The 14007-nt window shown below is 71.9% G+C and carries 14 protein-coding genes and 2 tRNA genes; 8 read left to right on the top strand and 8 right to left on the bottom strand.

Features of this window, described 5'->3' with window-relative positions:
* Positions 1–10: 10 nt before the first annotated feature.
* Complete coding sequence (locus tag AOM05_RS02890) at positions 11–268, top strand: cell division protein CrgA (RefSeq protein WP_082097208.1); 258 nt, start codon at positions 11–13, stop codon at positions 266–268.
* 379 nt (positions 269–647) lie between these two features.
* On the opposite strand, the gene AOM05_RS02885 is transcribed toward AOM05_RS02890, so the two are convergent.
* Positions 648–1433 carry a rhomboid family intramembrane serine protease gene (locus tag AOM05_RS02885; protein WP_082097207.1) on the bottom strand — a complete coding sequence of 262 codons (786 nt, stop codon included), beginning with the start codon at positions 1431–1433 and terminating at the stop codon, positions 648–650.
* Positions 1434–1439: 6 nt separating this feature from the next.
* The gene (locus tag AOM05_RS02880; RefSeq protein WP_062519260.1) at positions 1440–1979 is read right to left on the bottom strand and encodes a peptidylprolyl isomerase; all 540 of its coding nucleotides are present in this window, start codon (positions 1977–1979) and stop codon (positions 1440–1442) included.
* A 127-nt stretch (positions 1980–2106) separates the two neighbouring features.
* Between AOM05_RS02880 and AOM05_RS02875 the strand changes: the two genes are divergently transcribed.
* Positions 2107–3000, top strand: a complete 894-nt coding sequence (locus AOM05_RS02875; protein ID WP_062519258.1) for a hypothetical protein — start codon at positions 2107–2109, stop codon at positions 2998–3000.
* A gap of 66 nt (positions 3001–3066) precedes the next feature.
* On the opposite strand, the gene AOM05_RS02870 is transcribed toward AOM05_RS02875, so the two are convergent.
* Complete coding sequence (locus AOM05_RS02870; RefSeq protein ID WP_062519257.1) at positions 3067–3594, bottom strand: helix-turn-helix domain-containing protein; 528 nt, start codon at positions 3592–3594, stop codon at positions 3067–3069.
* 56 nt (positions 3595–3650) lie between these two features.
* Between AOM05_RS02870 and AOM05_RS02865 the strand changes: the two genes are divergently transcribed.
* Positions 3651–4841 carry a benzoate/H(+) symporter BenE family transporter gene (locus tag AOM05_RS02865; protein ID WP_062519256.1) on the top strand — a complete coding sequence of 397 codons (1191 nt, stop codon included), beginning with the start codon at positions 3651–3653 and terminating at the stop codon, positions 4839–4841.
* A gap of 35 nt (positions 4842–4876) precedes the next feature.
* On the top strand, positions 4877–5197 hold the full coding sequence (locus AOM05_RS02860; RefSeq protein WP_062519254.1) for a heavy-metal-associated domain-containing protein: 321 nt from the start codon (positions 4877–4879) through the stop codon (positions 5195–5197).
* Positions 5198–5491: 294 nt separating this feature from the next.
* Here the strand turns inward: AOM05_RS02860 and AOM05_RS02855 are convergent, their stop codons facing one another.
* Positions 5492–6208: a cache domain-containing protein gene (locus AOM05_RS02855; protein ID WP_062519253.1), complete on the bottom strand. Its 717-nt coding sequence runs from the start codon at positions 6206–6208 to the stop codon at positions 5492–5494.
* Positions 6205–6960: a FadR/GntR family transcriptional regulator gene (locus tag AOM05_RS02850; RefSeq protein ID WP_169746710.1), complete on the bottom strand. Its 756-nt coding sequence runs from the start codon at positions 6958–6960 to the stop codon at positions 6205–6207. Before AOM05_RS02850 ends, AOM05_RS02855 begins: the two co-directional genes overlap by 4 nt.
* A 136-nt stretch (positions 6961–7096) precedes the next feature.
* Here AOM05_RS02850 and AOM05_RS02845 point away from each other — a divergent pair, with 136 nt between their 5' ends.
* From AOM05_RS02845 to AOM05_RS02830, 4 genes are all read left to right on the top strand, one after another.
* A complete protein-coding gene (locus AOM05_RS02845) occupies positions 7097–8107 on the top strand; it encodes an ABC transporter ATP-binding protein (RefSeq protein ID WP_062519250.1) in 1011 nt (336 codons plus the stop codon).
* A 41-nt stretch (positions 8108–8148) separates the two neighbouring features.
* On the top strand, positions 8149–9312 hold the full coding sequence (locus tag AOM05_RS02840; protein WP_062519248.1) for an extracellular solute-binding protein: 1164 nt from the start codon (positions 8149–8151) through the stop codon (positions 9310–9312).
* A 93-nt stretch (positions 9313–9405) separates the two neighbouring features.
* On the top strand, positions 9406–10272 hold the full coding sequence (locus AOM05_RS02835) for an ABC transporter permease (RefSeq protein WP_062519246.1): 867 nt from the start codon (positions 9406–9408) through the stop codon (positions 10270–10272).
* Entirely contained in the window at positions 10272–11078 is an 807-nt protein-coding gene (locus AOM05_RS02830; protein WP_062519244.1) for an ABC transporter permease, read from the top strand. Before AOM05_RS02835 ends, AOM05_RS02830 begins: the two co-directional genes overlap by 1 nt.
* 3 nt (positions 11079–11081) lie before the next feature.
* Here the strand turns inward: AOM05_RS02830 and AOM05_RS02825 are convergent, their stop codons facing one another.
* The 3 genes from AOM05_RS02825 to AOM05_RS02815 all read right to left on the bottom strand — a co-directional run bounded on the left by AOM05_RS02825 (position 11082) and on the right by AOM05_RS02815 (position 13982).
* Positions 11082–13382 (bottom strand): beta-L-arabinofuranosidase domain-containing protein, encoded by a 2301-nt coding sequence (locus tag AOM05_RS02825; RefSeq protein WP_062519242.1) that lies wholly within the window; start codon positions 13380–13382, stop codon positions 11082–11084.
* Between the two features lie 305 nt (positions 13383–13687).
* A tRNA-Ala gene (locus AOM05_RS02820) sits at positions 13688–13760 on the bottom strand.
* A gap of 148 nt (positions 13761–13908) precedes the next feature.
* A tRNA-Ile gene (locus AOM05_RS02815) sits at positions 13909–13982 on the bottom strand.
* Positions 13983–14007: the final 25 nt, after the last annotated feature.

Below are 14007 nucleotides of genomic sequence, written 5' to 3'. Positions count from 1 at the left end.
GGAGCAGACAGTGGCACTCTCGAAGAAGCGCGACACCAACGGCCAGCAGGTCTACAAGGCCCCCCGCAACCTGGGCAAGGCTCAGAGCGACAATCCCAAGTGGCTCCTGCCCACGGCGCTCACCCTGCTGATCCTGGGCCCCACCTGGATCGTCGTCTACTACGTGACCAAGGCGAACTACCCGATCCCCGGGATCGGCGACTGGAACCTGGGCGTGGGCTTCGTGTTCATGGCCGCGGGCATGGTCCTGCTCACGCGCTGGCGCTGAATCACACCCGTGTAGTTATCCCCACATCCGTCCACAGCGGTGGAGAAACCACACCGGTGTAGTTATCCCCGAACTGTGCACAACGGTGGGGATAACTACACGGATGTCATTCACACCTGTGGATGAGTGTGGGGAAATCGGGGGATCGTGCCGTACTTGTCCACAGATCCGGTCTGTGGAGAAAAACGGGCGGCGCCTGTGGGTGGACCACGGTGGACGATGCGGCGGCCGGGTGGGCCCGCCCCGCCCGGGGCCTCTCGGGCGGCGACCCCGACGGCGGGTGACGCCCATCGTGCGACCCGGCCCGCGCATCGTCCCTCACAACGCCGACGGCCCTCCCGCGAAGATGCGGAAGGGCCGTGGGACGGGACCGTGAGCCTCAGGCGGGCTTGCGGTCCACCCAGCGCAGCATCGCGAGCATGGTGAGCGCGCCGACGACGGCGCCGCCTAGGTGCCCCTGCCAGGAGATGTTCATGCCGGGCAGGAAGCCGATCGCCAGCCAGATGCCGGCGGTGGTGAGCAGCGAGCGGTAGTCCAGCTTGAGCTTGGCGAGCACCACCGCGTAGCCGGTGATGAGGCCGAAGATGGCACCGGACGCGCCCCCGTGGAGCGCGATCTCGGGGGAGATCAGCACCGCGGCGAGCGAGCCGCCCAGCAGCGACGCCATGTAGAGGCCCAGGAACCGCAGGCGACCCAGGATGGGCTCGAGCTGCGTGCCGAACTGCACCAGCACCAGCATGTTCATCGCGATGTGCAGCAGGTTGAAGTGCACGAACCCGGAGCTCACCCAGCGGTACCACTCGGTGCCGACGTTCGAGTACATGGCGGCCTCGACGGGACCCACGCCGGTCCACAGGCCCCACGCGTCCTGCCACGTCTGCGCGCCCATGACGAAGGTGCCGTAGAGGTAAGCAAGCACGTTGAGGCCCACGAGCGTGTACGTGACCACGGGCGTACCCATGGCGCTGACGAACCCCAGGCGGTTGACCATGGGGCGCGCGGTGGCCTTGGCCTCGCGCACGCAGTCGACGCACTGGATGCCTACCGCGGCCGGGCGCTGGCACTCGGGGCAGGCGGGACGCCCGCAGCGCTGGCAGCGGACGTAGGACACCCGGTCCGGGTGCCGCGGGCACGTGGGCGCAGCGGCACCCGGATCCTGGGTCATGCGGTGTTACTCGGAGATCGAGACGCCGGTGATCATGACGTCCTCGAGGGGACGGTCACGGCCATCGGTGGGGGCGGCGGCGATGGCGTCGACCACCGCGCGCGACTCGTCGTCGGCGACCTTGCCGAAGATGGTGTGCTTGCCGTTGAGCCAGCTCGGGCGGTCCACGGTGATGAAGAACTGCGAGCCGTTGGTGCCGCCGGGGCGGCCGGTGATGGGGTTGAGGCGCTGGCCGGCGTTCGCCATGGCGAGAAGGTAGGGCTCGTTGAACTGGAGCTCCGGGTGGATCTCGTCGTCGAAGTTGTAGCCCGGGCCGCCGGTGCCGGTGCCGAGCGGGCAGCCGCCCTGGATCATGAAGCCGGAGATGACGCGGTGGAACACGAGGCCGTCGTAGAACGGGTCGTTGGACTTCTCGCCGGTCGCGGGGTTCTTCCACTCCTTCTCGCCGGTGGCGAGGCCCACGAAGTTCTTCACGGTGACGGGAGCGTGGTTGGGGAACAGCTCGATACGGATGTCCCCGGCGGTGGTCTGAAGGGTTGCGATCATGGTCGCCATTGTTCCATGGCCCTCGCCACCGCGCGCCGCAAGTGGCACGATGGACGGAACGGACTCGGGCATAGGCGCGTTGCCGGTGTACGAGGGCCAAGTCCCCACGAACCAGGAGGAGCGCAGCATGAGCAAGGTTTCTTTCCAGGGCTTCGACGCCGACAAGGCGCGCGACCAGGCGGCAGACGCGGCACAGCAGGCGCGTGTGGCGGCCCGCGAGGCGTCCATCGCCGCCCGGAAGGCCGCCAAGCGCGCGAAGGAGTGGGCCGAGCCGCAGTACGAGCACGCCAAGGAGTGGGCCGCCCCCCGCGCCAAGGAGGCGTATCACAAGGGCGCGAAGAAGGCCTCGCCCTACGTGCACAAGGCGGGCGACACCGCCGAGCAGTGGGTGGACGTCGCGCACGCCGCGATCGTGGGCGCCGCGATCCCCGCGGTGCTGGCCGCGGTGGACGATGCCGCGCGCACCGAGGACGAGAAGGGCGGCCGTTCGTGGGGCCGGGTCCTGGTGCCGCTGGCCCTCGCTGCGGCGGCGGGCGCCGCGATCGTGGTGTGGGCGCGGCGCGACCAGGGCCGCGACCCGTGGGCCGGCGAGGACGAGGAGTGGGAGTTCGCGTCCGAGGACGACTTCAAGGACAACCTGCGCCGCGGCGTGAACAAGGCCGTCGACGCCGCCGCCGACGCCGCGCGCAAGGCCGCTGACGCCGCCACGGCCGCCGCGAGCGCCGCCGCCGAGGTCATCAACGACAAGGCCGGCCCCACGTACGAGAAGGTGCGCGAGGCCGCCGGCCCCGCCGCCGAGCAGATCCGCGACACCGCGGTGACGGAGGCCAAGAAGGTCGCCGACGTCGCCGGCCCGGCCTTCACCAAGGTCAAGGACACCGCGATCAGCGAGGCCAAGAAGGTCAAGGAGGCCGCCGACGAGGCCCGCGCGCGCGCGACCGAAGAGGTGGTCTCCACCATCGACGACGCCGAGGACGTCTGGGAGGACGCCGTCGAGGACGTCAAGAACGACGACAAGTAGCGGTCGGACGCGACGAGGGGCCTGCCGGACGGCGGGCCCCTCGTCGCGTCTCCGGCGGCGCTCTCCTCAGCGGCGCGGGGTGGTGACCGTGAGCAGCGCGGTCGCGCCGGGCGGCTCCGCGAGGTAGGTGTGCTCGACGTCGCTCACCCAGGTGAGCAGCTCGCCCTCGCGCGCCGTCGAAGGCGACGCCGCGGGGCCCGCGGTGACTGAACCGCTCAGCACCAGCAGGCGCTCGATCACGCCGTCTCCGTGGGCACCCGAACGGTGCTCGACGCCGCCTGCGAGCTCGAGCCGGTAGACCTCGACCACCGCGCCCTCGCGGCGCTCGACGTCGAGCAGCCGGGCGACTATCCCGTCCGCGGCCGCCTCCGCGCCCACGCCCTCCGCGAGCAGCGTCGCGAGCGGGATGCCGAGCGCGCCCGCGAGCGCGTACAGCGTCGAGAGGTTCGGGTTGCGCGTCCCGCGCTCGATCTCCGACAGCGAGCCCTTGCCCACTCCCGACGCGCGGGCGAGCGCGCCCAGGCTCATGCCCCGCTCGCCTCGGGCGGCGCGCACGCGCGCCCCGACGGTGCGGGCGAGCTCCTCGGTCTCCACGCCCCGAGCATACGCACCCGTTCCATGAACGGAACACCGGTGCTAGCGTTCTGTTCATGGAACAGTCGTGGCTTCGGCCGGTCTCCGTCGGGGTGACCACCGCGCTCGTGGGCTTCACCAGCTCCGTCGCGGTGCTCATCGCGGGACTGACGGCGGCGGGCGCGGACCCGGCCCAGGCATCGTCCGGCCTGGTCGCCCTCTGCCTCACCGTGGGCGCCGGCACCATGCTGCTCGCGTGGCGCCATCGCCTGCCCATCACGCTCGCGTGGTCCACGCCGGGCGCGGCGCTGCTCGCGACCCAGGCGTCGCTCGGCTGGCCGGCGGCGGTGGGCGCGTTCATGCTCACCGGCGTGCTCATCGCCGCCGTGGGGCTGTGGCCGCGGCTGGGTCGCCTGGTCGCCGCGATCCCCGCGCCCCTCGCGCAGGGGATGCTGGCCGGGGTGCTGGTGCCGCTCTGCCTCGCGCCGGTGACCGGGCTCGCGGCCTCGCCCGCCTGGGTTGCGCCGGTGATCGCGGTGTGGCTCGCGCTCCAGCGCTTCGCGCCGCGGTGGGCCACCCCCGTCGCGTTCGCCGCGGGCCTCGCGGTGATCGCGCTGCAGGCGGGGACCGGAGCGGTCGACGCCGTCACCGCGCCCTCGCTCACCCTCACCGCGCCCGCATTCACGTGGGTCGCCGCGGCCGGCATCGCGCTGCCGCTCACGGTGGTCACCATGGCGTCGCAGAACGTCCCCGGGGTCGCGGTGCTCGCGAGCGCCGGCTTCCGCATCCCCTGGCGGGGGACGATGCTCGCCACGGGGGCGGGCACCGCGCTCGGGGCGGCGGCGGGCGGCCACGCGATCAACCTGGCCGCGATCACCGCCGCGCTGCCCGCCTCCCCCGAGGCCGAGCCCGACCCCGGCCGGCGCTGGATCGCCGCGTTCGCCGCGGGCGCTTCCTACCTGGTGCTCGCCGCGACCGGCGCCACGCTGGTGGCCCTCGCGCAGGCGGGGACCACGGAGATCCTCGCCGTGGTCGCGGGGCTCGCGCTGCTGCCCACGCTCGCCGCCTCCCTCGCGGGCGCCTTCACCCCCGTCGAGGAGAGGCTGCCCGCCGCGGTGGCGTTCGTGCTCGCGGCGAGCGGCGCAAGCATCGCGGGGATCGGCTCCGCGTTCTGGGCGCTGGTCGCGGGCCTCACGGTGCGCACGCTGCTGCGAACGCGGGAGGTCGCGGACCGGCCCGCCGCCGTCGCACCCGGGACCAAGGGTTGACCCTCCCCTCGACTGGAATGTCTACGCTCGGTGGCATGGAGATCATGACCCACGTTCCCGGGACCGTTGTCGAGCTCGCCGTGTCCGGCATGACGTGCGACGGCTGCTCGTCCTCCGTCGAGAAGGCCCTCACCGGGCTCGCCGGCGTGAAGTCCGCCTCGGTGGACCACGCCACCGGCCGCGCGGTGGTGCTGCTCGAGGCAGGCACCAGCGCCGAGGACTTCGCGTTCGACGCCGACGCCGCGATCCACGACGAGGGCTACACCCTCGAGGGCGCCCAGGCCCGTCCCGAGCGCGCGCCCAAGTCGGGCGGCGGCGGCTGCGGTGGCGGCGGGGCCTGCGGCTGCTCGCACTGAGGCGTTGCTCTCACTGAGCGGCTGAAAGGCGCTGCCGGACGCTCCCGCGCTCCGCTGATACACGGGTACCCAATGGGGGCTCGACTTCTGCACCGGCGTATCAACGGAACGCGTCGCATGAGTGCACGCTGCGCCAGGCCGTCACACCAGTGCGCGCACAGCCGCGTGTGCGAGCGTCACTGTGTCACCAGGACGTAGCGTGCACTGATGTGTCACCGGAGCGCAGTGCACCCCGCGAGCTGATCAGCACCATGCACCGGCGCATCAACAGCACGTCGCCGCCGGCGCGCAGGCTTACGCCGCGCGGGCGACCTTGAGCGTGCCGCGGCACCCCGGGACGGGATGCCACTCGCATGAGAGCCCGAGCCTTCGCGCGGGCGTGCCCGGCTCGACCGCCGCATCGGTGGCGGCGACCACGCGCCCCGCGGCCGTGCCGAGGATTGCGGGCACGGAGGCGGCGCCGATCACCCCGTCGGTGAGGAGCTCCAGCCCCGCCACCGAGAGGTCCGCCCCCACCACGCCGGCGACGCGGCCGTCGACCTGCACGGGCATGGTGAGCGTGAGCGTGAGCTCGTCGGTGCAGAGGTAGTCGATGTACGGCCCCGCCAGGTAGGCGTCGCGCCCGTCGATGGCGCCGCGCCACCATTCGAGGCGCGTGTAGTCGTGGAAGGACTCGTCGAGCGGGTCCTCGATGGACACCAGGCGGCGCAGCGTCCCCTCGCGCCCCGCGAGCCCCACGCCGTTGGCCGCGCTGACCCACCACGCGAGGTGCCACGGCGCGTCCTCGAGGAAGCCGGGCGCGGCGACGAAGCCGGCGCCGATCGCGGGACCCGAGTCGGCCAGCGACGGCGCGACCAGCCACTCGACCGCCTCGTCCACGTCGCCCGCCTGCGCCGATCCCCCGGCGAGCACGCCCTCGAGGCGATCGCGCCAGTCGGATACCTGGGCGAACACGGGCGCAAGCGAGGCGCCCAGCACGTCCGCCATCTCGAGGATGGCCTCCGCGATCATCGCTCCACCGTCTCACGGATCGCGAGCAGCCGGTCGGTGAGCCAGCCCACCTGCTCGACCACCACGGCCCGCGCCTGCTCGGGGCTCTCGGAGCCGATCGCCTCGACCAGCCGCCGGTGACGGGCAGCGTTGCCGGCGACCACGGCACGCTCGTGCAGCGCGATCCACAGCAGCGGCCCGAACTCGGCCTGGAGTCGCACCTGCTCGGCCACGAGCCTCGCGGACCGCGACAGCGCGGCGACCTCGAGGCGGATCCCGTTCTCCGCACGCCTCGCGGCGGCGCCGCTGGCGTTGACGCCGTGCTCCACCAGGAGCGCGAGGGAGTCGAGCTCGTCGGAAGTGGCGAACAGCGCGGCGCGCTCGGCCGCGCCGGCGGCCACCAGCCCGTAGATGAGCGCCTTGTCGCGCAGCTCGACCCGCGACATCGCGGTGAGGCGCGCGACCATGGCGACCCGCGCATCGTCCCCGCTGCCGCACACGAAGCTGCCGCCCGCGCGCCCGCGGCGCGTCTCGATCAGGCCGGCGGAGCGCAGCGTCTCGAGCGCCTCGCGCGCGGTGACGGTCGCGACGCCGAACTGGCGTCCCAGCTCCTGCTCGGTGGGCAGGCGTTCGCCCTGCTCGAGGAGACCCAGCTGGATCGCGTCGGCGAGGCGCTGCGCCACGGCGTCCGCGCGGCCCGCGGGAGCGAGCGGCGCGAAGATCGCCGCATGCGTCGCCGAGCGCGCCGCCGCGGCGCCCGGACCCCAGGACATGCCCATCACGCTCCCTCCCGTGGCGGCCATTGTCGCGCCCCGGCGCCCCGACGCAAAGGTCTGGCTCCAGAGATTTAATCGAGTTGTTACATCCGGGGTCTTGAAAAAGACATCTGGAAGTAGATGAATAGCCCGCATGGATTCAGCCATCCGCCTCCGCGGCCTGCACAAGCGCTACGGCGACACCGTCGCCGTGGCCGACCTCGACCTCGACATCGAGGCGGGGGAGTTCTTCTCGATGCTCGGCCCGTCGGGCTCGGGCAAGACCACGGTGCTGCGCTGCATCGCCGGCTTCGAGCAGCCCACCCGCGGCTCCGTCGCGCTGTTCGGCACGGACGTCACCGCGCTCGCCCCCTTCGCGCGCCCGGTCAACACGGTGTTCCAGGACTACGCCCTGTTCCCCCACCTCAGCGTCATCGCGAACGTCGAGTACGGGCTGCGCGTCGCGGGCGTGGGACGCAGGGAGCGGCGCGCCCGCGCGGAGGAGGCGCTGGGCCAGGTGCGCCTCGCCGGCTTCGAGGACCGCCGCCCGCACGAGCTCTCCGGCGGCCAGCGTCAGCGCGTGGCGCTGGCCCGCGCGATCGTGCTGCGCCCGCAGGCGCTGCTGCTCGACGAGCCGCTGGGCGCGCTCGACCTCAAGCTGCGCGAGCAGATGCAGGTCGAGCTCAAGGAGCTGCAGCGCGAGCTCGGCATCACGTTCGTGTTCGTCACGCACGACCAGGACGAGGCGCTCACGCTGAGCGACCGCGTGGCCGTGTTCGACGCGGGCGAGGTGGTGCAGCTGGGCACCCCGCGCGACGTCTACGACCACCCGCGCAACCGCTTCATCGCCTCCTTCGTGGGCTCGTCGACGCTGCTCGAGCCCCAGGTGTCCGCCGCGCTCGGCCTCGGCTCGCAGGCGATGGCCGTGCGCCCCGAGCGGGTCACGCTCGACGCACCCGGCGGCGTGCCCGGCACCATCGCCGAGGTCATCTACACGGGCCCCGAGCACCGGATCGTCGTCGACCTCGACGGCCTGGGGGCCCGCATCACCGCCTTGGAGCCCAACACGGGCGCCCAGAACAGCCGCTCCCGCGGCGACCGCGTCACCGTCTCCGTCGAGCCCGCCGCCGCGGCGCCGCTCGAGGCGGAGCCCGACGCGGCCTGAGTCACCCGCACCACCGCACCACCCAACGAAAGGAAGTTCCCGTGTCGAAGTCCCCGACCCGCACGGCCCTCCGGGCCGGCATCGCGACCGCAGCGGTCGCCTCACTCGCCGCGTGCGGCACCAGCGACTCGGGCTCCGGCTCCGAGGCCGCCGCCTCGCTCGGCGCCATCGAGGGCACCGTCTCCATCCTGGCGTGGCCCGGCTACGTCGAGGACGGCAGCAACGACCCGTCGGTCGACTGGGTCTCCGCGTTCGAGGAGTCCACCGGCTGCATGGTCACCTCCAAGACCTACGGCACCTCCGACGAGGCCTACCAGCTCATGCAGAACGGCGGCTACGACGTGGTGGCCGCCTCGGGCGACCTCACGCTCCGCCTCATCGCCGGCGACCTGGTCTCCGCCGTCAACACCGACCTGCTCGAGAACTACGACGGCATCTTCGACTTCCTCAAGGACAAGGAGTGGAACTCCGTCGACGGCCAGAGCTACGGCGTCCCGCACGGCTACGGCGCGAACCTCCTCATGTACAACACGGACGAGGTCACCCCGGCCCCCACCAGCTGGGACGTGGTGTTCGACAAGGCGGCCGACTACTCGGGCAAGGTCACGGCGTACGACTCGCCCATCTACATCGCCGACGCCGCCGTGTACCTCATGACGCACAACCCGGACCTGGGCATCGAGAACCCGTACGCGCTCGACCAGGAGCAGTTCGACGCCGCCGTCGAGCTCCTCAAGACCCAGCGCGAGTCCGTGGGCGAGTACTGGTCCGACTACCTCAAGGAGATCCAGGCCTTCGAGACCGGCGACTCCGTGGTCGGCACCACCTGGCAGGTCATCCAGAACTCCATCACGTCGGGCAACACCGAGGTGGTGCTCCCCGAGGAGGGTGCGACCGGCTGGTCCGACACCTGGATGATCGCCTCCGAGTCCGAGGCCCCGAACTGCGCGTACGCGTGGCTCGACTACATCGCGAGCCCCGAGGCCAACGCGCAGGCCACCGCCTACTTCGGCGAGGCGCCGTCCTCGCAGGCGGCCTGCGACTTCCGCGACGACTGCGAGGCGTACCACGCCGGTGACGCCGAGTACGCGGAGCAGATCTGGTACTGGACCACGCCCCTGAGCGAGTGCGTCGACGGCCGCACCGACGTCGAGTGCGTCGACTACTCCGAGTGGACCAAGGCCTGGCAGGAGATCAAGGGCTGACGCCCTGGTGCGGGGGGACGATGCGCGTCGTCCCCCCGCGCCACCCTCACCCGGCCGCGCGGCCGGGCCCCCGCATCGTCCCCCGAAGGAATCATGACCACACGCAGCGTCTCCGCCTTCCTGGCACCCCGCCGCCGCCTGCAGCTCGCGGGCCTGCTCACCCCGCCCGTGCTCTGGCTCGGCCTGGTCTACGTGGTCGCGCTGGCCGCGCTGCTGGTCACCGCGTTCTGGACCGTCGACGAGCTCACCGGGCAGGTGCAGATCGAGTGGACCACCGAGAACGTGGTCGAGGTCCTCACCGGGGCGCTGTACCGGACGGTGACGCTGCGCACGCTGGGCATCGCGATCCTGGTGACCGTCATCGACATCATCGTGGCCGTGCCGGTCGCGTTCTTCATGGCCAAGATCGCGCGGCCGCGCATGCGCCACCTGCTGGTGATCGCGGTGCTCGCCCCGCTGTGGGCGTCCTACCTGGTCAAGGTCTACGCGTGGCGCGCGCTGCTGTCCTCCGAGGGTCTGATCGAGTGGGCGGTGTCGCCGTTCGGGCTCGATACCCCGGGCTACGGGATCGTCGGCGTGGTGCTCACGCTGTCCTACCTGTGGCTGCCGTACGTGATCATGCCCATCTACGCCGGCTTCGACCGCGTGCCCGACCGCCTGCTCGAGGCGTCCGCGGACCTGGGCGCGAAGGGCTGGACCACCCTGGTCGCCGTGGTGCTGCCGATGATCCGGCCCGCCATCATCGCCGGGTCGATCTTCGCGTTCTCGCTCAGCCTGGGGGATTACATCACCACCGGGATCGTGGGCGGCACCACCCAGATGCTGGGCAACCTGGTCTACACGAACGTGGGCGCGGCCAACAATCTGCCGCTCGCCGCCGCGATCTCCCTCATCCCGATCGGGATCATCCTTCTCTACCTCGCCGCGGTCCGCCGGACCGGCGCCCTCAGGAGCCTCTGATGCAGATCGGCCGCGTCGCCCGCTACGTCCTCGGCACCATCACGGTGGTGGTGCTCGGGCTCATCTACCTGCCGCTCGGCGTGGTGTTCCTCAACTCGATCAGCACCTCCGAGACGCTGTCCTGGCCGCCGCCGGGCTTCACGCTCGAGTGGTGGGGCAAGGCGCTGCAGTCCGAGGGCGCGTTCCAGGCGCTCGGGATGTCCGTGCTGGTCGCGATCGCGTCCTCGCTGATCGCGCTGGTGCTCGGCACGCTCGCCGCGATGGCGCTGTCGCGCTACCGGTTCTTCGGCAAGGAGTCGGTGAACCTGCTGATCGTGCTGCCGATCGCGCTGCCGGGAATCGTCACCGGCATCGCGCTCAACAACGCGTTCCGCACCCTCATGGGCGTGCAGCTCGGGGTGTGGACGCTGATCGTCGCGCACGCGACCTTCTGCATCGTGACCGTCTACAACAACGCGTTCGCGCGGCTCAACGCCTCGGGCACGCGGCTCGAGGAGGCGTCGCAGGACCTGGGCGCCGGCCTGTTCACCACGTTCCGCCTGGTGACGTTCCCCCACCTCAAGTCCGCGCTGCTCGCGGGCGGCCTGCTCGCGTTCGCGCTCAGCTTCGACGAGATCATCGTCACCACGTTCACCGCCGGGCCTGGTGTCACCACGCTGCCGCTGTGGATCCTGCAGAACATGTTCCGCCCCAACCAGGCGCCCGTGGTCGCGGTGATCGCCGTGATCCTCGCGGTGCTGTCGGTGGTGCCGCTCGCGATCGCGCAGCGCCTCACCGCGAAGGACGCGGAGGCCGTGTCGCGGTGAGGCTCACTCCCTGGTCATGAGCGCGACCGCGACCACGCCGGCGGTGGCGCCGCCGGGGCCGGCCTCGAAGCGCACCTTGAGCCCGTCCAGAGGGGCCTCGACCTCGTAGACGGACTCGAGGACGTCGCCGTAGAGCGGGAGGTCGCGCTCCTCGGTGCGCACGGGAGAGGCGACGGTGCCGGCGATCCGGACCACCGCATCGTCCCCTCCCTCGGGCTTGCCGACAAGCGTGCGCACCCTCAGCAGATGCGCGCCGGCGGCCCTGGGCTTGAGGACGTACGAGAACCAGTCCTCGGCCATGCGCCAGCTGCGCGCGTTGATCCACTCGATGCGCGAGGCGTGCGAGGCGTACGCGTGGTCCATCTCGGACTGCTGCTCGCCGGGCGCGACCACGTCCACCACGGCGGCGTCCTCGAGCTCGGCCTCGTCGAGGTCGGCGAGCATCGCGCGCACGGCTGCCGCGTCGGTACCGACGGGGAAGTAGACGGTGCAGCGCTCGTCGTGGATGTCGCGGTACGGCTCGAGCGCGAGGTCCACCCGCGCGGGGGCGTCGGCGTCGAGGCGCCAGGCCGTGAGGGTCGCGCCGGTGCCCGAGGCGGTCACGTCGAGCTCTTCACCGATCAGCGCGGGGGTGTCGATCATGCGGCGCTTGGGGCCGAGCGCGATGTGCGGCGCTCCCTCGCCCGTCGCGATCGCGCCCTCGAGCGCGTCCGCGCCGTCGCGGTGCGCGAGCACGAACGGCCCGTACCGCAGCGACGCCCACGGCGACCCGTCCGGCAGGCCCTCGAGCGCGAGGCTCGGGCGGAGGTCGAGCACGATCCGCGTGGTCCCCGCCCATTCCCGGTCCAGCGCGTGCTCGCCGGGGCGGGCCTCGGCGGCTACGCCGTCGACGGTCACCGTCGCCCCGTCCGTCCACTCGGGGATGCGCAGGCGGACGATGCGCCGGCGGCTCTCCCCGGCCGTCACGTCGATCTCGACGCGCCAGGACGCGGCGAGGTCCGCGCGGACCTCGAGCCGGATGCCGTCCCAGTCGAGCGTGGCGGGCTCGTAGATCTCGACGCGAGGGCTGTCGCCGTCGCGCGAGAACAGGAAGCGGGCGTAGCGGCTGTGGCCCTCGAGGCCGGAGCCCACGCAGCACCACATCGACTCGCCGTGGCTCGAGTACACGCGGTAGTGCGCGGGGCGCAGGGGTGAGAAGTAGACGAAGCCGCCGTGGTCGGGGTGCTGGACGGTGAGGGCGTGGTTGTAGATCGCGCGCTCGGCGAACTCGACCAGCTCGAGGTCGGGGCTGGTGGCGCGGAACAGGTCCGTGATGGCGAGCATGTTGAAGGTGTTGCAGGACTCGGGGCCGAGCGGGTCGAGGACCATCGCGCGGAAGTCGTCCTTGGGGTGGAAGTGCTCGCGGACGCCGTGGCCGCCGATCGAGACGGTGCGCTCGTGAACCACGTGGTCCCAGAAGGCGTGGGCGGCGTCGGTCAGGTCCTCGTCGCCGGAGCGGGCGTAGCCGACCACCTTGGGCACCTGGGTGTTGGCGTGGAGACCGTCGAGGCGGTCCTCATGACTGAGGAGCGGGTCGAGCAGCAGGCGGTGGGACCAGCGGCGGGCCTCCTTGTGGAGGTTGCGCGCGAGCTCCGGGTCCGCCGTGAGGGCGGCGAGGCGGAAGAACGCGTCGTTCATCCCGCCGAACTCGGCGGTGAGGAGGGTCTCGAGCTGCGCGTCGGTGAGGTGGGCGGAGATGCCCAGCCACCACGCTGCCCAGCGCTCCGCCATGGCGAGCGCGTCGGGCTGGTCCGCGACCTCGTAGGCGTCGATGAGCCCGTTGAGCACCTTGTGGAGGTTGTACATCGGGACCCAGCGGCCGTTGAGCGCGAACGGCTCGGCCTCGATGGTGCCGGAGCGGAGCTCCTCGCCCAGCTCGATGCCGCGCGGGGTGCCGCCGAGGTAGCCGGTGCCGACCGCGTCCTGGCACTCCTGGAGGCCGTCGAGCATGCGGCGCAGGCGGGCGTGGATGTCCTCGCGGCCGGTCGCGACATACAGGTGGGCGAGCGCGGAGAGGTAGTGGCCGCCGATGTGCCCGTCGAGACCGCGCGACTCCCAGTCGCCGTAGCTCTCCGCGACGGCGGGGAGGCCGGCCTCGCGGCGGTAGGGAGCGAGCAGGCGGTCGGGGTCGTGGGCGAGGGCGGCCTCGATGGAGCGATCGAGGGCCGCGGCGAGGGGGCCGCCGTTCAGCGTGATCGCGCCGCGGGGGAACGCGCGGGGGGCGGGGTCGACTGCGGGGTCGTTACAACGTTGGAAATCACCCATGGGTCGATCGTAACCGCGCGCGCCCGGGACCGCGAGGCCCTCCCGGCCCGCGCATCGTCCCTCCCACCGGGCCCGCGCGCCCGGGTGATACGCCGGAGCAGAAGTGGGGCCGGGGATCGGGTGCGGCGTATCAGCGGAGCGGTCGATGCGCGCCAGGTGCGCCCCGCTGTCACATCGATGCTCGCACAGCCGCGTGTGCGTGCTCTGGTGTGTCACCAGGACGCAGCGTGCACTCATGTGTCACCGCGAACCAGCCCGACCAGCAGAAAAGCCCCCGCCGCAACCGGCGAGGGCCTTCTCGAGAGTGGAGCCTAGGGGACTCGAACCCCTAACCCCCTGCTTGCAAAGCAGGTGCGCTACCAATTGCGCCAAGGCCCCGTGGTCGTGAGACCGGGTGGTCACCGGACCGGGTAGTGGACATCGTCCCACACGTCGCGGTTGGAGTTCTCGGTGATGAGGACGTAAGCGATCGCGCCTGCCACGACGGCGGCTGCGAGGAACAGCACATTCTTCATGTTCACCTCGGTGGGCCCAGGAGGACTTGAACCTCCGACCTCTTCGTTATCAGCGAAGCGCTCTAACCGCCTGAGCTATGGGCCCCTTCCGCGGCGTCAGCGCCGCGGCG

Origin of the sequence: Demequina silvatica, from assembly GCF_000971215.1 — a bacterium.
In the GTDB taxonomy this organism is placed as follows: Bacteria; Actinomycetota; Actinomycetes; order Actinomycetales; family Demequinaceae; genus Demequina; species Demequina silvatica.
This window is presented reverse-complemented; position numbering and strand designations above follow the sequence as displayed.

Bases quoted from the DNA above. Each gene is read 5' to 3' on its own strand.
- AOM05_RS02830 (WP_062519244.1), top strand. From the start codon at position 10,272: ATGCAGATCGGCCGCGTCGCCCGCTACGTCCTCGGCACCATCACGGTG.
- AOM05_RS02885 (WP_082097207.1), bottom strand. From the start codon at position 1,433: ATGACCCAGGATCCGGGTGCCGCTGCGCCCACGTGCCCGCGGCACCCG.
- AOM05_RS02855 (WP_062519253.1), bottom strand. From the start codon at position 6,208: ATGATCGCGGAGGCCATCCTCGAGATGGCGGACGTGCTGGGCGCCTCG.
- AOM05_RS02845 (WP_062519250.1), top strand. From the start codon at position 7,097: ATGGATTCAGCCATCCGCCTCCGCGGCCTGCACAAGCGCTACGGCGAC.
- AOM05_RS02865 (WP_062519256.1), top strand. From the start codon at position 3,651: ATGGAACAGTCGTGGCTTCGGCCGGTCTCCGTCGGGGTGACCACCGCG.
- AOM05_RS02835 (WP_062519246.1), top strand. From the start codon at position 9,406: ATGACCACACGCAGCGTCTCCGCCTTCCTGGCACCCCGCCGCCGCCTG.
- AOM05_RS02825 (WP_062519242.1), bottom strand. From the start codon at position 13,382: ATGGGTGATTTCCAACGTTGTAACGACCCCGCAGTCGACCCCGCCCCC.
- AOM05_RS02880 (WP_062519260.1), bottom strand. From the start codon at position 1,979: ATGATCGCAACCCTTCAGACCACCGCCGGGGACATCCGTATCGAGCTG.
- AOM05_RS02860 (WP_062519254.1), top strand. From the start codon at position 4,877: ATGGAGATCATGACCCACGTTCCCGGGACCGTTGTCGAGCTCGCCGTG.
- AOM05_RS02850 (WP_169746710.1), bottom strand. From the start codon at position 6,960: ATGTCCTGGGGTCCGGGCGCCGCGGCGGCGCGCTCGGCGACGCATGCG.
- AOM05_RS02875 (WP_062519258.1), top strand. From the start codon at position 2,107: ATGAGCAAGGTTTCTTTCCAGGGCTTCGACGCCGACAAGGCGCGCGAC.